This window comes from Pseudomonas sp. D2002 (assembly GCF_013385735.1).
Classification (GTDB): domain Bacteria; phylum Pseudomonadota; class Gammaproteobacteria; order Pseudomonadales; family Pseudomonadaceae; genus Aquipseudomonas.
The window spans coordinates 137,746-156,111 of the sequence record NZ_JACAPL010000012.1 but is presented as its reverse complement, the minus strand read 5'-3'; the positions used below and the strand labels follow the sequence as shown (position 1 = coordinate 156,111).

16 protein-coding genes are annotated in these 18,366 nt (G+C 58.5%); 10 read left to right on the top strand and 6 right to left on the bottom strand.

Annotated features, from left to right (window positions below; genetic code table 11):
• Window positions 1-176: 176 nt before the first annotated feature.
• On the top strand, window positions 177-1,088 hold the full coding sequence (locus HX783_RS23345) for a DUF808 domain-containing protein (protein ID WP_177018390.1): 912 nt from the start codon (window positions 177-179) through the stop codon (window positions 1,086-1,088).
• A 23-nt stretch (window positions 1,089-1,111) separates the two neighbouring features.
• Here the strand turns inward: HX783_RS23345 and HX783_RS23340 are convergent, their stop codons facing one another.
• The 4 genes from HX783_RS23340 to HX783_RS23325 form a co-directional block, all read right to left on the bottom strand.
• Window positions 1,112-1,471, bottom strand: a complete 360-nt coding sequence (locus HX783_RS23340; RefSeq protein ID WP_177018389.1) for a hypothetical protein — start codon at window positions 1,469-1,471, stop codon at window positions 1,112-1,114.
• A 28-nt stretch (window positions 1,472-1,499) separates the two neighbouring features.
• The gene (locus HX783_RS23335; RefSeq protein WP_177018388.1) at window positions 1,500-2,045 is read right to left on the bottom strand and encodes a hypothetical protein; all 546 of its coding nucleotides are present in this window, start codon (window positions 2,043-2,045) and stop codon (window positions 1,500-1,502) included.
• A gap of 189 nt (window positions 2,046-2,234) precedes the next feature.
• Complete coding sequence (locus HX783_RS23330; protein WP_159955094.1) at window positions 2,235-3,023, bottom strand: VacJ family lipoprotein; 789 nt, start codon at window positions 3,021-3,023, stop codon at window positions 2,235-2,237.
• A complete protein-coding gene (locus HX783_RS23325; protein WP_177018387.1) occupies window positions 3,016-4,314 on the bottom strand; it encodes a serine/threonine protein kinase in 1,299 nt (432 codons plus the stop codon). The genes HX783_RS23330 and HX783_RS23325 overlap by 8 nt, the downstream gene beginning before the upstream one ends.
• A 233-nt stretch (window positions 4,315-4,547) precedes the next feature.
• Between HX783_RS23325 and HX783_RS23320 the strand changes: the two genes are divergently transcribed.
• Window positions 4,548-4,916: a hypothetical protein gene (locus HX783_RS23320; protein WP_177018386.1), complete on the top strand. Its 369-nt coding sequence runs from the start codon at window positions 4,548-4,550 to the stop codon at window positions 4,914-4,916.
• Between the two features lie 98 nt (window positions 4,917-5,014).
• On the opposite strand, the gene HX783_RS23315 is transcribed toward HX783_RS23320, so the two are convergent.
• Entirely contained in the window at window positions 5,015-6,568 is a 1,554-nt protein-coding gene (locus HX783_RS23315) for a glycosyl hydrolase family 17 protein (protein WP_177018385.1), read from the bottom strand.
• A 332-nt stretch (window positions 6,569-6,900) separates the two neighbouring features.
• On the opposite strand from HX783_RS23315, the gene HX783_RS23310 reads away from it, so the two are divergent.
• The 3 genes from HX783_RS23310 to HX783_RS23300 all read left to right on the top strand — a co-directional run bounded on the left by HX783_RS23310 (window position 6,901) and on the right by HX783_RS23300 (window position 10,043).
• Entirely contained in the window at window positions 6,901-7,752 is an 852-nt protein-coding gene (locus HX783_RS23310) for a glycine betaine ABC transporter substrate-binding protein (protein ID WP_145164995.1), read from the top strand.
• A 324-nt stretch (window positions 7,753-8,076) separates the two neighbouring features.
• Window positions 8,077-8,388 (top strand): DUF485 domain-containing protein, encoded by a 312-nt coding sequence (locus HX783_RS23305; RefSeq protein WP_110624991.1) that lies wholly within the window; start codon window positions 8,077-8,079, stop codon window positions 8,386-8,388.
• Window positions 8,385-10,043 (top strand): cation acetate symporter, encoded by a 1,659-nt coding sequence (locus HX783_RS23300; RefSeq protein ID WP_110624990.1) that lies wholly within the window; start codon window positions 8,385-8,387, stop codon window positions 10,041-10,043. The genes HX783_RS23305 and HX783_RS23300 overlap by 4 nt, the downstream gene beginning before the upstream one ends.
• A gap of 312 nt (window positions 10,044-10,355) precedes the next feature.
• On the opposite strand, the gene gltA is transcribed toward HX783_RS23300, so the two are convergent.
• A complete protein-coding gene (gene gltA / locus HX783_RS23295; protein ID WP_034118918.1) occupies window positions 10,356-11,645 on the bottom strand; it encodes a citrate synthase in 1,290 nt (429 codons plus the stop codon).
• Between the two features lie 364 nt (window positions 11,646-12,009).
• On the opposite strand from gltA, the gene sdhC reads away from it, so the two are divergent.
• From sdhC to HX783_RS23270, 5 genes are all read left to right on the top strand, one after another.
• A complete protein-coding gene (gene sdhC, locus HX783_RS23290; protein ID WP_016979564.1) occupies window positions 12,010-12,384 on the top strand; it encodes a succinate dehydrogenase, cytochrome b556 subunit in 375 nt (124 codons plus the stop codon).
• Complete coding sequence (sdhD, locus tag HX783_RS23285; protein ID WP_003172805.1) at window positions 12,378-12,746, top strand: succinate dehydrogenase, hydrophobic membrane anchor protein; 369 nt, start codon at window positions 12,378-12,380, stop codon at window positions 12,744-12,746. The genes sdhC and sdhD overlap by 7 nt, the downstream gene beginning before the upstream one ends.
• Window positions 12,747-12,749: 3 nt before the next feature.
• Window positions 12,750-14,522, top strand: a complete 1,773-nt coding sequence (gene sdhA, locus HX783_RS23280) for a succinate dehydrogenase flavoprotein subunit (protein WP_027607057.1) — start codon at window positions 12,750-12,752, stop codon at window positions 14,520-14,522.
• Between the two features lie 11 nt (window positions 14,523-14,533).
• A complete protein-coding gene (locus HX783_RS23275; RefSeq protein ID WP_003172807.1) occupies window positions 14,534-15,238 on the top strand; it encodes a succinate dehydrogenase iron-sulfur subunit in 705 nt (234 codons plus the stop codon).
• Between the two features lie 261 nt (window positions 15,239-15,499).
• The gene (locus HX783_RS23270) at window positions 15,500-18,331 is read left to right on the top strand and encodes a 2-oxoglutarate dehydrogenase E1 component (protein WP_177018384.1); all 2,832 of its coding nucleotides are present in this window, start codon (window positions 15,500-15,502) and stop codon (window positions 18,329-18,331) included.
• The last annotated feature ends 35 nt before the right edge of the window (window positions 18,332-18,366 follow it).

Genomic DNA, 18,366 nt, shown 5'->3' with positions numbered 1-18,366 from the left:
CCAGCGTGGTTGACGGGGCGACTCAGATCAAGATCAAGATCAAGATCAAAAGCCAGATCAAGATCAAAAGCAGATCAACAGCCAGATCAAAAGCAATCCTCCGCGAGTAGCGCCCTATATTCCCTCACGGTCGCCGCGTTATATTCGCGGCACTCTAACCGCAGGATGAACCCACCATGGCAGGAAGCAGTTTACTGGTACTGATCGACGACATCGCCGCCGTCCTCGACGATGTGGCGTTGATGACCAAGATGGCCGCCAAGAAGACCGCCGGGGTGCTTGGGGATGACTTGGCGCTGAATGCCCAGCAGGTCTCCGGGGTGCGGGCCGAGCGGGAGATTCCGGTGGTGTGGGCGGTGGCCAAGGGTTCGTTTCTGAACAAATTGATCCTGGTGCCTGCGGCGTTGTTGATCAGCGCGTTTGCGCCGTGGGCGGTCACGCCGTTGTTGATGCTGGGCGGGGCTTATCTGTGTTTTGAAGGTTTTGAGAAGCTCGCGCATAGCTTTCTGCACAAACGTACAGAGGAACAGGCGCACTTGGTCGAAGCGGTGGCGGACCCGGCGACTGACTTGGTTGCGTTTGAAAAGGACAAGATCAAGGGCGCGATCCGTACCGACTTTATTCTGTCGGCAGAAATCATCGCCATCACCCTCGGCACGGTCGCCGATGCGCCGCTGATGCAGCAGGTGATCGTGCTGTCGGGCATCGCGATAGTGATGACCATCGGCGTTTACGGGCTGGTCGCCGGTATCGTCAAGCTGGATGACCTGGGCCTGTGGCTGACGCAAAAGCCCGGCCAGGCCGCGCGCAGCATTGGCGGGGCGATCCTTCGCGCTGCGCCGTACATGATGAAAAGCCTGTCGGTGATCGGCACGGCGGCGATGTTCATGGTCGGCGGTGGCATCCTCACCCATGGTGTGCCGGTGGTGCATCACTGGATCGAGACAGTGAGTCAAAGCGTCGGCGGCATGGCGTGGTTGATACCGACGCTGCTCAATGCGGTGGCCGGAATTATTGCCGGGGCACTGGTCCTGGTGATTGTGACGGGGGTGGGCAAGGCCTGGTCGGGAATCACTGCCAAGCCATAGACGAGTAGGGCGTTGGGCGCTCCTTAGTTAAATTTTCTGGCCGTGAACTGCCAGGCTTTTACCGAGATCAGTGCCAGAAGCGCTCCACACGCGCCACTCAACAGACCCAGCTTCAGGCGGGCCCAAGGGCTGAAATGGCAGGCCTCTTGAGGCGTGCCGGTCGGCGCGATGCACACTTCAGGGAACATCATCTGCCAGGCATGAGGCCAGCCAATGATCACCATGAACCCTAGGGCAAACAGCACGCATACCTGGCTGCGGGAGGTGTTTTTGAATGCGGTGCGGAGGACGAATAGAAACAGGACCAGGCAAAACGATAACAGCGCCGGGGTTAGCATTTCCTCGTAGAAAACCTGCTCAAGTAATTGTGAGTAAGGGTCCATGTCATCTCTCAACGGGTGGCTTCTCGGCCTATACAACCGGCCGGTGGTTAGGTTTTATATCCTGCCCTCCAAGGCCTTGAAGTGCGTCATAGCCATATCTGGCGAAGCTCAAGAGTGTTCTGGCTTCCGAGCCCTCGGCGCTGAGGTTTTCATCGGATAGGAAATCTGGGTCAATCCTGAAAGTAGCGCTATATTTGCCTTCAATCCGGTTGTTGTCAGCGGTTGAGGCCTCGCCTCCTGATTGAGCGATAAATTGGAGTACCCTCTCTGCGTTGGCCGCCAAGTCAGCCCTCTCGCTGAGGCTCAGTTTTGGATCGTTAAAGTTGCCGCCGATCTGCGCGTAAAAATCAGCTACCCGTTGTCCCTCCAACAAAGGCACTTGAGGGTTTTTAGGGTCAGTTGACCACGAGAAGGTTTGTTGGAAAAGCGGCCCGCCGGTAATTTGCTCGACAGTCCTATAATCGCCCGGCGCTCTACCCGTGTTTTGAGTGGGAGGCTGAGCGCCGGTTGAGTCTGAGCGAAGGCTGCCAAGTGTCGCAAAGACATTGAGAGACATGAGATTGGGTAGGTACATGATCGTTTCCTTGCATGCTGTTGCAGTCGTTGGGATAGATGCTGTTGTGTGTGTGAAGCAGCATCATTTTTGTGTGGATGATTTTGTGTTTTGAGTTCCCGCTTAGGGATTATTTTTAGATATCGATGGAAAAACGGCAGGCGAAAAAAAAGGCCATTCAATCGAATGGCCTTTTTTGTGGTGCTTTAGTTACTCGGCAATCTGCAACTTGCGCGATTCGGTATAGATATACCGCACCTTCTCATACTCAAACGGCGAGTTCATCTGGCCGTAGCGGAAGCTGGTCTGGTAGCGCTTGTCGACGGCGCGCAGGGCCCAGATTTCCGGGTGGTTTTCGCTGACTTTGGACACGTTGAGGAAGTTGATCTCGGTTTCCGCGCCGTAGTCGACGATCAGGCCGGTGGTGTCGCGCAGGTTTGACGGGCCGAAGATCGGCAGCACCAGATAGGCGCCGCCGGGCACGCCGTAGAAACCCAGGGTCTGGCCGAAGTCTTCGCTCTGGCGCGGCAGGCCCATGGCGGTGGCCGGGTCCCACAGGCCGGCGATGCCGATGGTGGTGTTGAGCAGCAGGCGTCCGGTGGTTTCCAGGGAGCGGTGGCCCTTGAGTTGCAGCAGGCTGTTCAGCAGATTGGGCACATCGCCCAGGTTGTTGAAGAAGTTGCTCACGCCGGTGCGCAGGAAGCTCGGCGTCACGTAGCGGTAACCGTCAACCACTGGCAGGAACACCCATTGGTCGAAGCGGTAGTTGAAGTGATACACGCGGCGGTTCCACGACTCCAGCGGGTCATACACGTTGAGCGCAGTCAGCGATGAACGCTCGAACTCACGCTGGTCCAGGCCCGGGTTGAATTTGAGCTTGGTCAGCGGTTCCTTGAAACCATCGGAATCTATTTTGACCGGCTCATGCGCCTTGCTGTTGTCGGCATTGGCGACGCCCGCGCACATCAGGGCGGCCAGCAGCAGAAGATATTTAGCCACGGAAGAACTCCAGCATGGCGTCGGCGTTGACGCGGTAATTGAGGTTGCCGCAGTGGCCGCCCAGCGGGTAGACGGTCAAGCGATCGCCGAAGGTTTTACGCAGGAAACCGAGGTCGCCAGGGCCGAGGATCACGTCGTCAGCGTTGTGCATCACCGCGATTTTCGGGCTGGTGTGCAGGTAGTCTTTGAGCGCGTACAAGCTGACCTGGTCGACCAGTTGCAGCAGGCTGCCGCCGTCGGAACGCGCGCGCCACATCGGGATCACTTGTTCGGTGAGGTAGCAGTCGAAGTCGCATTGCAGTGCACGCTTGAGGAACGGCGTGAGGCTGGTGCCTTCGGTGATCGGGTATTTAGGCGGGATGATCAGGCCGCGACGGTTGATCAGGTCCGAGGTGAACGCAATGTCGGCCGCCGAGAAGCGGAACGAAGTGCCGATCAGCATCGCCATCTGTTCATTGGTCAGGTGCTGCTTGGAGTTCTGGAAGTCGTAGAGCAGGGCGTCGTTGAGGTCGATGTAGCCCTTTTGCTGGAAGTAGCGGGTCAGCTTGCTCAGCACCAGTTCATAGAAAGTGGTGGTGTTGTTGATGCCCTTGACCTCGGTCTGCACCAGCTTGTCGAGGTTGGTGATCGAGGTATAGAGGTTGACCGGCGGGTTGAGCAGCAGCACTTTCTTGAAGTTGAAGCTGCGACGGGTCTCGTCGAGCTTGCTCACAAATGCCGCATCCAGGGCGCCGAGGCTGTAGCCAGTGAGGTAAAAGTCGGTCACCGGCAGCGAGGCGTTCTGCGCGCGCACCGCCTGCATGACGCGGTACATGTCCTCGGCGTCTTCCTGGGTGATCCCAGGCGTTGCGAAGCGCGAGGCGGCGCTGATGAAGTCGAAGCTGGTTGGCGACGACAGTTGCACCACGTGGTAGCCGGCCTGGTAATAGAGCTTTTTCAGGTACTCGTTGATGCTGCTGTCAAACCGCGCACCGGTGCCGGCGATCAGGAAGATCAGCGGCGCGGCGTGGTCTTGCTTGGCGATGCGGTAGGTGAGTTTCTTCACTGCCCAGAAGTTGTCGGGCAGGCTGAATTCGCGCTCGGGGCGCATGTTCAGGGTGTAGTCGGACTGGTTGATCTCGTCGTTGGTCGGCAATTTGGGCCGAAGGTCAGGCGGAGTGGTGGCGATGGTCGCTTCGAACGGGTTGGTCAAAGGGTAGCCATACGTGGCCTGGTCGATATCGACGGCCAGTGCTGACGCACTCAAAAATAGGCTGCCCAGCAAGGCAGCACAGCGCAAGGAACGGAGCATGACTTAATCCCTAAGAGGAAACGTGCTGATAGATTCGCAGGCTATGACCACCGCTCCATCACCGAAGTGCCAGCATTCGGCACGAAAAGTCGGAAAAAGAAGTCGGAATCGGGGTAATAGTAGCCAGAAGATACACTTTGCGACGCTTGGTTGAACAGTTATCTGCGTACACACCTTGCTAACGGCAGCCGGGGCATTAAGCTGAGCGCCGTTTTTGCCTATCGGAGTGCCTTATGTCCCGCCGCTTGCCGTTGATTCTGCTGCTTATTGCCCTGCCGTTATGGCTGGCCGCCAGTTATGGCGCCCGCTACGGTTTTATGGAGGACGGCCGCTGGGTGGGAATCTGCGTCGATGAGGCCAGCCGCTGGGAATGCCAGTTGCGCTCGAACCTGGGGCTGATGATTCATTTCAAGGTGCTGGGCTGGGCGGCGTTGGTCACGTCGGTGCTGGGGTTTTTTGTGCCGGGCCGCGCGGGGTGGGGCTTGGCGGTGTTGGGGATGGTGTTTGGGTTACCGGCATTGGCGCTGTACAACACCACATTTGCGGTGTTTGCGGTGGTGATTGCGGGGTTGCGGTTGGTCAGGAAGCCTCGGGCTGCCTGATAGGGCCTCTTCGCGAGCAAGCCCGCTCCCACAATTGACCGATTACATCCTTTGAAATGCGGCCGAATGTGGGAGCGGGCTTGCTCGCGAAAGCGGTGCTAAGCCTTGCGCACCCTCAAGCAACGCCACAAAGCCCCAGCCATCAACACACTGACCACCGCCCAACCCCACGCCTGCTGGTTAAGCAAACCTTCGCGATACAGCTGCGGTGCAATCCCGGCACCGATGATGAAGGCCAGCAACGCAATCTCCCGACGCGGCCCGGTCACCGGGCGAACCAGGTACACCAGCGCCGGCAGCACCAGTGCCGCGCTCGGGAAGCTGCGATAACGCGGGTCGAACACCAGCGCCAGCATCATCACCGCGCCGGCAAACCCGGCGATTGCCACCAGCCAGCCTGCGCGTTGCTCCAGCCAGTTGAACGCGCGCTCGCGCCATCCTTCTCGTGCGCCAAGGGCCAGCGCGGCATGGGCCAGCACCAGCAGGTTCAACACCACCAGCAAGGCTGCCCATACCCATTCATCGTTGAAGCGTGCGGTGACGCGAGTCAGTTCGGCCCAGGTGCCGATGGAGCAGGCTGCCACGGCGCCGAGCAATGGCAGCAGGACCGCGGCGCGAGTGCTGCGAACACGGCCACCGAGGGCCAATGTACCCAACAGGATAATCCCGCCTACGCCCAACCACAGTGGCCAGTACGGCACGTTGCTCACCGGCCCGGCAAGAATACCCTTGTCCTGGCGATCGGCATCAAACAGGCCCCAGTAACCGCCAACCGCGCCTTCACTGGCGCGTTTCCACGGCTGGTCAAAGGCTTCGATCAGGTTGTAGCGCCAGCCATTGGCTTCGGCCATGGCCACAAAGCCGCGCATGAACTTGGCTTCGTTGACCCGGCTCGGCACGGCCGTTTCGCGTTGGCGACCTTCGCTGGGCCAGCCGGTCTCGCCGATCAGCACATCTTTAGGCGCGAACTTGTTGCCGAAGGTCTGGCGCACATCACCGACGTGCTTGAGCGCCTGGTCGATGCCCGATGGGTCATCTTCCCAGTACGGCAGCAGGTGAATGGTCAGGAAGTCCACGGCCGGGGCGATTTCCGGGTGTTGCAGCCAGAACTCCCATACGTCGGCATAGGTGACCGGCTGCTTGATCTGGCTTTTGACTTTATGAATGAGCGTCACCAACCGCTTGGCGGTGACTTCCTTGCGCAGCAGGGCCTCGTTGCCGACGATCACCGAGGTGACCACGTCGGGGTTGGCGTTGGCCGCCGCGATCAGCTCGTCGATTTCTTTTTCAGTGGCTACCGGGTCGCTGCTGACCCAGGCACCGGCCATCAACTTCAGCCCGTGCTTGCGCGCCATGCCGGGCAGGGCTTCCAAGCCGGTCATGGAGTAGGTCCGAATGCAGTCGAAGCGGGTGGCCAGCAGCGCCAGGTCGGCGTCCATGCGCTCTGGGCGCAGCGTGAACGGCTGGTCGAAGGGTGATTGGTCCTTGTCGAACGGCGTGTAGGACGCACATTGCATTTTGTGGCTGGCGCTGGCGACGTCCGGCAATACCACCGGCCGGCCGAGGCCGTACCAATAGCCGACAAGGGCCAGCACACCGAGGATCAAGGCGAAACAATAGGGCAGGGCAGGGAAGCGGGCAGTCGCGGGCATGGTCGGCTTATCTGGAGGAGCAAAGGCGCGCATCTTACCCGGAATTAGCCCGTCTCAGTGGGGCTGCATAATTTAGACATGCAAAGTTCGGGCGGGATTTTGCAGCGATGTCCTACAAATCGCCCTGCTGGCGATGTGATGTCGTTTCTTGCTTACCTGAGGTCGCAGTCAGAGCAGGTCCAAGGCCCCGGCAGGTTGATGATCGAAGTGTCAGCACTCCACTGATGTCTGGGCCGCCGGATCGATGCGCGTGAAGGGGGCGCGGTGCACCATATAACAACAGGTTGACGTCGCTCGGCATCCGCCGGGCGCAGCACTTTCGGGGAAGTACTATGAAGATGCGACGACTCTTGGGCGCAGCTGCCACTCTGGTAGTTGCGATGAGCTCCACACTGGCCAGCGCCGACAGCAAAACCCTGAGCATCGGCTATGTGGACGGCTGGTCCGACAGCGTTGCCACCACCCACGTGGCGGCAGAAGTGATCAAGGAAAAGCTCGGTTACGACGTGAAACTGCAAGCCGTCGCCACCGGGATCATGTGGCAAGGTGTAGCCACCGGCAAGCTCGACGCCATGCTCTCGGCCTGGCTGCCCGTGACCCACGGTGAGTACTGGGCCAAGAACAAGGACAAGGTGGTCGACTACGGCCCCAACTTCAAGGATGCCAAAATTGGCCTGATCGTGCCGGAGTACGTTAAAGCCAAGTCCATCGAAGACCTCAAGACCGACACCACCTTCAAGAACAAGATTGTCGGCATCGATGCCGGTTCAGGCGTGATGCTCAAGACCGACGAGGCGATCAAGGCCTATGGCTTGGACTATAAGCTGCAAGCCAGTTCGGGCGCCGCGATGATCGCCGAACTGACCCGTGCCGAAGACAAGCAGGAATCCATTGCGGTCACCGGTTGGGTGCCACACTGGATGTTCGCCAAGTGGAAACTGCGTTTCCTCGACGATCCAAAAGGGATTTATGGCGCTGCTGAAACCGTCAACAGCATCGGCAGCAAGGGCCTGGAGAAGAAAGCGCCGGAAGTCGCCGCTTTCCTGAAGAAATTCCAGTGGGCCTCCAAGGACGAAATCGGCGAAGTCATGCTCGCAATCCAGGAAGGTGCCAAGCCTGACGCAGCGGCCAAGGACTGGGTTGCCAAGCACCCTGAGCGTGTGGCCGAGTGGACTGCCAAATAAAGCACTAACTCTTTAGAAGCCCCACCACAACCCTAATGTGGGAGCGGGCTTGCTGTGGCGAGGGAGCTTGCTCCCGCTGACTGCGCAGCAGTCTCCGGCTTTTCGGGGGCGCTTCGCACCCCAGCGCAAGCAAGCTTGCTCGCCACAGCAAGCCCGCTCCCACATTTTTTTGCCTGCATTCAGGCTGTTGTTTATTTGTTGACTTAAAAACTTGCGAAGTTGCTATCTCGTTCTACTACTAAGGTCGTCTGGAACCTGTTCCGCAGCCGCATACAGTGGATATGTTCCAAAATAATAAAAAGCTGTGCTGCGAGGATAAAAACAATGAACGACAGCATTTACCTCTCGATTCAAAACAGCCCGCGTTTCAAGGAGCTGGTGAGAAAAAGGGAAAGGTTCGCCTGGATTCTCTCGGCGATCATGCTAGGGCTTTACTCCGCTTTCATCCTGTTAATTGCCTATGGGCCACAAGTGCTGGGGGCCAAACTCAGCCCTGGTTCCTCGATTACCTGGGGCATTCCCCTGGGCGTCGGACTGATTGTGTCCGCTTTCATCCTGACCGCTATCTATGTGCGTCGGGCCAATGGCGAATTTGACGACCTGAACAATGCGATTCTCAAGGAGGCTGCGCAATGATCCGGCGTCTATTGGCTATATTCGGCGCTTCGCTGTTTGCTCCGGCCGTTTGGGCGGCGGATGCATTGACCGGTGAAGTGCACAAGCAACCGCTGAACGTCTCGGCCATCGTGATGTTTGTCGCGTTTGTCGGTGCCACCCTGTGCATCACTTACTGGGCATCCAAGCGCAACAAATCGGCGGCCGACTACTATGCGGCCGGCGGCAAGATCACCGGTTTCCAGAACGGCCTGGCGATTGCTGGCGACTACATGTCGGCGGCGTCCTTCCTGGGGATTTCCGCGCTGGTGTTCACCTCCGGCTACGATGGCCTGATCTACTCGATCGGCTTCCTGGTGGGCTGGCCGATCATTCTGTTCCTGATCGCCGAGCGCCTGCGTAACCTGGGCAAGTACACCTTTGCCGACGTAGCGTCCTATCGCCTGGGGCAAACCCAGATCCGCAGCCTGTCGGCGTGTGGCTCGCTGGTGGTGGTGGCGTTCTACCTGATCGCGCAGATGGTCGGTGCGGGCAAGTTGATCCAGCTGCTGTTCGGCCTGGATTACCACGTTGCGGTGATCCTGGTGGGGATCCTGATGTGCATGTACGTGTTGTTCGGCGGCATGCTCGCGACCACCTGGGTGCAGATCATCAAGGCCGTGCTGTTGCTGTCCGGTGCCTCGTTCATGGCGCTGATGGTGATGAAGCACGTCAACTTCGACTTCAACACGCTGTTCTCCGAAGCGATCAAGGTTCACCCTAAAGGTGAAGCGATCATGAGCCCGGGTGGCCTGGTAAAAGACCCGATCTCGGCATTCTCCTTAGGGCTTGCGCTGATGTTCGGTACGGCCGGCCTGCCGCACATCCTCATGCGCTTCTTCACCGTAAGCGACGCCAAGGAAGCGCGTAAGAGCGTGTTGTATGCCACCGGCTTCATCGGCTACTTCTACATCCTGACCTTTATCATCGGCTTTGGCGCGATCCTGCTGGTCAGCACCAACCCGGCGTTCAAGGACGCGGCAGGCGCCTTGCTGGGCGGTAACAACATGGCGGCGGTGCACCTGGCCAACGCGGTGGGCGGCAGCATCTTCCTGGGCTTCATCTCGGCTGTGGCCTTTGCCACCATCCTGGCGGTGGTTGCCGGTTTGACCCTGGCCGGTGCGTCGGCGGTGTCCCATGACCTGTACGCCAGCGTGATCAAGAAAGGCAAGGCCAACGAAAAGGATGAGATTCGCGTGTCGAAGATCACCACCGTAGCCTTGGGTGTATTGGCCATCGGCCTGGGTATCCTGTTCGAAAGCCAGAACATCGCGTTCATGGTGGGCCTGGCGTTCTCCATTGCTGCCAGCTGTAACTTCCCGGTGTTGCTGCTTTCCATGTACTGGAAAAACCTCACCACCCGTGGCGCCATGATTGGCGGCTGGCTGGGCTTGATCAGTGCCGTAGGCCTGATGATCCTTGGCCCAACCATCTGGGTGTCGATCCTGCACCATGAAAAAGCCATCTTCCCGTACGAATACCCGGCGTTGTTCTCGATGATCATCGCGTTCGTGGGTATCTGGTTCTTCTCCATCACCGACAAGTCGGCGGCGGCAGAGAAAGAGCGTGCGCTGTACTTCCCGCAGTTTGTGCGTTCGCAGACTGGCCTGGGGGCGAGTGGGGCGGTGAATCACTAAACGTTGTAACAGCTACAAAAAAATGCCCCGGTCGCGAGATCGGGGCATTTTTTTGCTTTTATTGGTAACGGATTTCACAAAACTGTTTCTCAAATCCTGCACCAATAAAACTGCCTTGATCGTTCCCACGCTCTGCGTGGGAATGTGAACCCGGACGCTCCGCGTCCTGCTGACGACGCCAGTCTCAAGCCTTGCGCGGGGTGACGCGGAGCGTCACAGGAGGCATTCCCACGCGGAGCGTGGGAACGATCATCAGAAACAAATAAGGCCTCCAGAGGAGGCCTTATTCGGTGCAACCAAGCGCTTGATGGCTTACTTGCGATCTTCCAGCTTGGTGATGTCACGCGACTCGTAGCCGGTGTACAGCTGGCGCGGGCGGCCAATCTTGTACGGGCTGGAGAGCATTTCTTTCCAGTGGGAGATCCAGCCCACGGTCCGCGCCAGGGCGAAGATCACGGTAAACATGCTGGTTGGAATGCCGATCGCCTTGAGGATGATCCCCGAGTAGAAGTCGACGTTCGGGTACAGCGAGCGTTCGATGAAGTACGGGTCGGTCAGGGCGATCTCTTCCAGGCGCATGGCCAGTTCGAGTTGCGGATCGTTCTTGATGCCCAGTTCCTTCAACACTTCGTCGCAGGTCTGCTTCATGACGGTAGCGCGTGGGTCGCGGTTCTTGTAAACGCGGTGACCGAAGCCCATCAACTTGAACGGATCGTTCTTGTCCTTGGCCTTGGCGATGAAAGTGTCGATGTTCGAGACATCGCCGATTTCATCCAGCATGGTCAGAACGGCTTCGTTCGCACCGCCGTGGGCAGGGCCCCAGAGTGCGGCGATACCGGCGGCGATACAGGCGAACGGGTTGGCACCCGAAGAGCCGGCCAGACGCACGGTAGAGGTGGAGGCGTTTTGCTCGTGGTCGGCGTGGAGGATGAAGATCCGGTCCATGGCCTTGGCAAGCGTCGGGCTGATCGGTTTGATCTCGCACGGGGTGTTGAACATCATGTGCAGGAAGTTTTCCGCGTACGTCAGGTCGTTGCGCGGGTACATCATGGGTTGGCCCATGGAGTACTTGTAAACCATTGCGGCCAGGGTTGGCATCTTGGCAACCAGGCGGATCGCGGAGATTTCGCGATGCTGCGGGTTATTGATGTCCAGGGAGTCGTGATAGAAGGCCGACAAGGCGCCGACCACACCGCACATGACGGCCATCGGGTGGGCGTCGCGGCGGAAGCCGTTGAAGAAGGTCTTCAACTGCTCGTGAACCATGGTGTGGTTCTTTACGGTGCTGACGAACTGGGCTTTTTGCTCGGCTGTTGGCAATTCGCCATTTAGCAGCAGGTAGCAGGTTTCCAGGTAGTCCGACTTTTCAGCCAGTTGCTCGATCGGGTAGCCCCGGTGCAGCAGGATGCCATTGTCGCCGTCGATATAGGTGATCTTCGACTCGCAAGAGGCGGTCGACATGAAGCCTGGGTCGAAAGTGAAACGGCCCGTGGCCGTCAGGCCCCGTACGTCGATAACATCGGGACCAACGGTGCCGGTTAAAATGGGCAGCTCGACGGGGGCTGCGCCCTCGATGATCAACTGCGCTTTTTTGTCAGCCATGTGGCCTCCTATTTATGCTTCAAATCATCAGACAGACCCCCCACGCAGGGCCCGCACCACTATATTGATATAAATCCAGATGTCAATTTGCCTAAAGTCTTGCTCCAGAAGGCTTTAACCAGACTTTTTCGTCGAAATTGACTGCCATTTACGCCTTTTATCCCGCCAACGCAATCAGCTATTAGGGTGAGGAGCGCGCGTTGTCATTAGTAACCTAACTGTCTATACTCGGCCACCGACCGCCAAGGGCTTTTGGGCTTGCTTTCATTGGGGGTCGCACTCCCTGGGTGGTGCTTACCTGACCAGTGCACTCCCCAACAACTTTGCCCTGATTGTTAGGGGCTCTTCAGTGTGAAAAAAAGCCGTGAATAGCCAACGACCTGTAAACCTAGACCTAAGGACCATCAAACTCCCCATCACCGGCGTTACGTCGTTCCTGCACCGTGTTTCCGGCATCATCCTGTTCCTGGGCTTGGGCATCATGCTTTATGCATTGAGCAAATCCCTGGGTTCCGAGGAAGGATACGCCGAGGTGAAGGCATGCTTGACCAGCCCGCTGGCCAAGTTCGTAGCATGGGGCCTCCTGTCCGCTCTGCTTTATCACCTGGTAGCCGGTGTGCGCCACTTGATCATGGATGCGGGTATCGGTGAGACGCTGGAAGGCGGCCGCCTGGGCTCGAAAATCATCATCGCCATTTCCGTGGTGCTGATCGTTCTGGCAGGAGTTTGGATATGGTAACCAGCGTTACGAACCTTTCGCGTTCGGGCCTCTATGACTGGATGGCGCAGCGTGTGTCTGCGGTCGTTCTCGCGGCTTATTTCATTTTCCTGATCGGATACCTCGTCGCAAACCCGGGCATTGGCTATGAGCAATGGCACGGGCTGTTTTCCCACAATGCGATGCGAATCTTCAGTCTGCTGGCACTTGTTGCCCTGGGCGCACACGCCTGGGTCGGCATGTGGACCATCGCGACTGACTACCTGACGCCGATGGCGCTGGGCAAGTCCGCGACTGCAGTACGTTTCCTCTTCCAGGCAGTATGCGGCGTCGCGATGTTCGCTTACTTCGTCTGGGGTGTGCAGATTCTTTGGGGTATCTGATTCATGGCTAACATTCCAACTATTTCCTTCGACGCCATCATTATTGGTGGCGGCGGTGCTGGCATGCGCGCAGCGTTGCAGCTGGCCCAGGGCGGTCACAAGACTGCCGTGATCACCAAGGTGTTCCCGACGCGTTCCCACACCGTTTCGGCCCAGGGTGGCATCACCTGCGCCATCGCGTCCGCCGACCCGAACGATGACTGGCGCTGGCACATGTACGATACCGTCAAGGGTTCCGACTACATCGGTGACCAGGACGCTATCGAATACATGTGTCAAGAAGGCCCGGCCGCCGTGTTCGAGCTGGACCACATGGGTCTGCCGTTCTCGCGTACCGAGCAAGGTCGTATCTACCAGCGTCCATTCGGCGGCCAGTCGAAGGATTACGGTAAAGGTGGCCAGGCTGCCCGTACCTGCGCTGCTTCCGACCGTACCGGTCACGCGCTGCTGCACACGCTTTACCAGGGCAACCTGAAAGCCGGCACCACGTTCCTGAACGAGTACTACGCAGTTGACCTGGTGAAGAACGCCGACGGCGCCTTCGTTGGTGTGATCGCGATCTGCATCGAAACCGGTGAAACCACCTACATCCGCGCCAAGGCAACTGTTCTGGCCACCGGCGGTGCAGGCCGTATCTACGCGTCCACCACCAACGCCCTGATCAACACCGGTGACGGCGTCGGCATGGCCCTGCGTGCAGGCGTGCCGGTACAAGACATCGAGATGTGGCAGTTCCACCCAACCGGCATCGCCGGCGCCGGTGTACTGGTTACCGAAGGTTGCCGTGGTGAAGGTGGTTACCTGATCAACAAGCACGGCGAGCGTTTCATGGAGCGTTATGCTCCGAACGCGAAAGACCTGGCGGGTCGTGACGTTGTTGCCCGTTCGATGGTTAAAGAAATCATCGCCGGTAACGGCTGTGGCCCGAATGGCGACCACGTACTGCTGAAACTCGATCACCTCGGTGAAGAAGTCCTGCACAGCCGCCTGCCGGGTATCTGTGAGCTGTCCAAGACCTTCGCTCACGTTGACCCGGTAGTTGCTCCAGTTCCGGTTGTTCCAACTTGCCACTATATGATGGGCGGCGTGCCGACCAACATTCATGGCCAGGCGATCACCCAGAACGCCGAAGGCGTGGACGAGATCATCCACGGTCTGTTTGCAGTAGGCGAAGTGGCCTGCGTATCGGTTCACGGCGCCAACCGTCTGGGCGGCAACTCGCTGCTCGACCTGGTGGTATTCGGCCGCGCTGCCGGCCTGCACCTCGAGAAGGCACTGACTGACGGCATCGAATACGATGACGCCACCGACGCCAACATCGAAGCGGCCCTGGCGCGTCTGAACGCTCTGAACGAGCGCACCGATGGCGAAGACGTGGCTACCCTGCGTCGCGAGCTGCAAAGCTGCATGCAGAACTACTTCGGTGTATTCCGTACCGGCGAATACATGCAGAAGGGTATTGCCCAGCTGGCTGATCTGCGCAAGCGCATCGCCAACGTCAAGATCAACGATAAGAGCCAGGCGTTCAACACCGCTCGTATCGAAGCCCTTGAGCTGCAAAACCTGTTGGAAGTGGCTGAAGCGACGGCGATCGCCGCCGAGGTTCGTAAAGAATCCCGTGGTGCTCACGCTCGTGAAGACTTTGAAGATCGCGATGACGAAAACTGGTTGTGCCACACCCTGTACTTCCCGGGTGACAAGCGCGTAACCAAGCGTGCTGTGAACTTCTCGCCGAAGACGGTTCCGACGTTTGAACCGAAGATTCGGACTTACTAAGGGTGGCTGCCATGTTGAAAGTCAGTGTTTACCGCTACAACCCTGATCAGGACGCTGCGCCGTTCATGCAGGAATTCCAGGTCGATACCGGTGGTAAAGACTTGATGGTGCTGGATGTACTGGCACTGATCAAAGAGCAGGACGAAGGTTTCTCCTATCGTCGCTCTTGCCGTGAAGGTGTGTGCGGTTCCGACGGCATGAACATCAACGGCAAAAACGGCCTGGCGTGCATCACGCCGCTGTCCGCCGTGGTTAAAGGCAACAAGCTGATCGTTCGTCCTCTGCCAGGTTTGCCGGTTATCCGTGACCTGGTCGTCGATATGAGCATCTTCTACAAGCAATACGAGAAAGTTAAGCCGTTCCTGCAGAACGACACGCCGGCTCCGGCCATCGAGCGTCTGCAGTCCCCGGAAGAGCGTGAAAAGCTCGACGGTCTGTACGAGTGCATCCTGTGCGCTTGCTGCTCGACTTCGTGCCCGTCCTTCTGGTGGAACCCGGACAAGTTCCTGGGTCCAGCTGCCCTGCTGCAAGCGTACCGCTTCCTGGCAGACAGCCGTGACACCAAGACGTCCGAGCGTCTGGCTTCACTGGATGACCCGTTCAGCGTATTCCGCTGCCGCGGGATCATGAACTGCGTCAACGTATGTCCCAAAGGCCTGAACCCGACTAAGGCCATTGGTCACATCCGTAACATGCTGCTGCAAAGCGGCGTGTAAGCGACGTTGTAGCAAAGCAGGACCGTTGTGCCCGTAAATGCTACGGCGCAGGCTTCAACCGGCGCCGTAGTTTTAACTTGAGCAGCGACTTACAAAGCCGCGGCTCTTATTTTGAAGAAATGAGACAAGCAGGGGCATTCGGGTTGGTACCCGAACTATCAGCGTGATCCTAAGTGGCTTGTTTTGGTCGCTGCACTTGGCCTTTTGCAAGCAAACTCGGTGTTTTCGCCGGTGGTGTCCCCAAATCGAGGGTGACCAAGCATGCAAGAAAGCGTGATGCAGCGCATGTGGAACAGCGGCTATCTTTCAGGTGGTAACGCTGCCTATGTGGAAGAGCTTTATGAGCTCTACCTGCACGACCCTAACGCTGTGCCAGAAGAATGGCGCACCAAATTTCAGACGTTGTCTTCAGACGGCAACGCTGCCACCGATGTATCGCACGCAACAATTCGCGATCAGTTTGTGCTGCTGGCAAAGAACCAGCGCCGCGCCCAACCGGTTTCCGCCGGTAGCGTGAGCAGCGAGCATGAGAAGAAGCAAGTTGAAGTATTGCGACTGATCCAGGCCTACCGGATGCGTGGCCACCAGGCGGCCCAGCTTGACCCGCTGGGGCTCTGGAAGCGTCCTGCACCTGCTGACCTGTCGATCAATCATTACGGCTTGACCAATGCCGATCTTGATACGACCTTCCGTGCCGGCGACCTGTTCATCGGCAAAGAGGAAGCGAGCCTACGCGAAATTCACGAAGCGTTGCAGCAGACATATTGCCGCACCATCGGCGCTGAATTTACGCACATCACCGATTCCGAGCAGCGCCACTGGTTCCAGCATCGCCTGGAAGGCGTGCGTGGCCGTCCGGTATTGTCCGCCGATGTGCGCAGCCACCTGCTGGAGCGCGTGACCGCGGCCGAAGGCCTCGAGAAATACCTGGGCACCAAATACCCAGGCACCAAACGTTTCGGCCTGGAAGGCGGCGAAAGCCTGATTCCAATGCTCGACGAGCTGATCCAGCGTTCCGGTTCCTATGGCACCAAGGAAATCGTGATCGGCATGGCTCACCGTGGTCGCCTGAACGTGTTGGTCAACACCTTCGGCAAGAACCCGCGCGAGCTGTTCGACGAGTTCGAAGGCAAGAAGAAGGTCGAGCTGGGCTCCGGTGACGTTAAATACCACCAGGGTTTCTCGTCCAACGTGATGACCACCGGCGGTGAAGTTCACCTGGCCATGGCCTTCAACCCATCCCACCTGGAAATCGTTTCTCCAGTGGTCGAGGGTTCGGTGCGTGCTCGCCAGGATCGTCGTAACGATGCCACCGGTGAGAAAGTTCTGCCGATTTCCATCCACGGTGACGCGGCATTTGCCGGTCAAGGCGTGGTCCTGGAAACGTTCCAGATGTCGCAGACTCGCGGCTTCAAGACCGGCGGTACGGTTCACATCGTCATCAACAACCAAGTGGGCTTCACCATCAGCAACCCGCTGGACGCGCGCTCTACCGAGTACGCGACCGACGTTGCCAAGATGATCCAGGCGCCGATCCTCCATGTGAATGGCGATGATCCGGAAGCCGTGTTGTTCGTGACCCAGCTCGCCATCGACTACCGCATGCAGTTCAAGCGTGACGTGGTAATCGACCTGGTTTGCTACCGTCGTCGCGGTCACAACGAAGCGGATGAGCCTAGCGGCACCCAGCCGTTGATGTACCAGCAGATCACCAAGCAGCGCACCACCCGTGAACTGTACGCCGAAAGCCTGATCAAGGCCGGTGTGGTTGACGATGCGCGTGTTCAAGCGAAAGTCGATGAATACCGCAACGCGCTGGACAACGGTCTGCATGTAGTAAAAAGCCTGGTTAAAGAGCCGAACAAAGAGCTGTTCGTGGACTGGCGTCCGTACCTGGGCCACGCCTGGACTGCACGTCACGACACCTCGTTCGATCTGAAAACCCTGCAGGAACTGTCTGCCAAGCTGCTGGAAATCCCGGAAGGCTTCGTGGTGCAGCGCCAGGTTGCGAAGATCTACGAAGACCGTCAGAAGATGCAAGCCGGCGGCCTGCCGATCAACTGGGGTTACGCCGAAACCATGGCGTACGCGACCCTGGCGTTCGAAGGTCACCCGATCCGCATGACCGGCCAGGACATCGGCCGTGGTACGTTCTCGCACCGTCATGCTGTGCTGCACAACCAGAAAGACGCGGGCACCTACATCCCGTTGCAGAACCTGTACGAAGGCCAGCCACGTTTCGACCTGTACGATTCGTTCCTGTCCGAAGAAGCCGTACTGGCGTTCGAATACGGCTACTCGACCACCACGCCAAACGCGCTGGTGATCTGGGAAGCCCAGTTCGGCGACTTCGCCAACGGTGCCCAGGTGGTTATCGACCAGTTCATCACCAGCGGCGAGCACAAGTGGGGCCGTCTGTGCGGTCTGACCATGTTGCTGCCACACGGTTATGAAGGTCAGGGTCCGGAGCACTCTTCGGCCCGTCTGGAGCGTTACCTGCAGCTGTGCGCCGAGCACAACATCCAGGTGTGCGTGCCGACTACCCCGGCCCAGATCTACCACTTGCTGCGTCGCCAGGTGATCCGCCCGCTGCGCAAGCCGCTGGTAGTGCTGACCCCGAAATCGCTGTTGCGTCACAAATTGGCCATCTCGACCCTGGAAGATCTGGCCGACGGTTCGTTCCAGACCGTTATTCCAGAAATCGACACCCTGGACGCGGCCAAGGTCACGCGCCTGGTCCTGTGCAGCGGCAAGGTTTACTACGACTTGCTGGAAAAACGCCGTAGCGAGGGCCGCGAAGACATCGCCATCGTGCGGATCGAGCAGCTTTACCCGTTCCCGGAAGACGACCTGATGGAGGCCATCGCGCCTTACACCAACCTCACCAACGTGGTGTGGTGTCAGGAAGAACCGATGAACCAGGGCGCGTGGTACAGCAGCCAACATCACTTGCGTCGCAGCATCGGCAACCACAAGACAGGCCTGGGCCTTGAGTACGCCGGTCGTGATGCTTCTGCTGCACCTGCGTGTGGTTATGCGTCGATGCACGCCGAGCAGCAGGAAAAACTGCTGCAAGATGCTTTCACTGTTTAACGCCTTCGCGCTGACTGAAACCGAATTTTAAGGAC

Coding starts and splice junctions, on each gene's coding strand:
- HX783_RS23345 (WP_177018390.1), top strand. CDS start 177: ATGGCAGGAAGCAGTTTACTGGTACTGATCGACGACATCGCCGCCGTC.
- HX783_RS23340 (WP_177018389.1), bottom strand. CDS start 1,471: ATGGACCCTTACTCACAATTACTTGAGCAGGTTTTCTACGAGGAAATG.
- HX783_RS23335 (WP_177018388.1), bottom strand. CDS start 2,045: ATGTACCTACCCAATCTCATGTCTCTCAATGTCTTTGCGACACTTGGC.
- HX783_RS23325 (WP_177018387.1), bottom strand. CDS start 4,314: ATGCTCCGTTCCTTGCGCTGTGCTGCCTTGCTGGGCAGCCTATTTTTG.
- HX783_RS23320 (WP_177018386.1), top strand. CDS start 4,548: ATGTCCCGCCGCTTGCCGTTGATTCTGCTGCTTATTGCCCTGCCGTTA.
- HX783_RS23315 (WP_177018385.1), bottom strand. CDS start 6,568: ATGCCCGCGACTGCCCGCTTCCCTGCCCTGCCCTATTGTTTCGCCTTG.
- HX783_RS23310 (WP_145164995.1), top strand. CDS start 6,901: ATGAAGATGCGACGACTCTTGGGCGCAGCTGCCACTCTGGTAGTTGCG.
- HX783_RS23305 (WP_110624991.1), top strand. CDS start 8,077: ATGAACGACAGCATTTACCTCTCGATTCAAAACAGCCCGCGTTTCAAG.
- HX783_RS23300 (WP_110624990.1), top strand. CDS start 8,385: ATGATCCGGCGTCTATTGGCTATATTCGGCGCTTCGCTGTTTGCTCCG.
- gltA (WP_034118918.1), bottom strand. CDS start 11,645: ATGGCTGACAAAAAAGCGCAGTTGATCATCGAGGGCGCAGCCCCCGTC.
- sdhD (WP_003172805.1), top strand. CDS start 12,378: ATGGTAACCAGCGTTACGAACCTTTCGCGTTCGGGCCTCTATGACTGG.
- sdhA (WP_027607057.1), top strand. CDS start 12,750: ATGGCTAACATTCCAACTATTTCCTTCGACGCCATCATTATTGGTGGC.
- HX783_RS23275 (WP_003172807.1), top strand. CDS start 14,534: ATGTTGAAAGTCAGTGTTTACCGCTACAACCCTGATCAGGACGCTGCG.
- HX783_RS23270 (WP_177018384.1), top strand. CDS start 15,500: ATGCAAGAAAGCGTGATGCAGCGCATGTGGAACAGCGGCTATCTTTCA.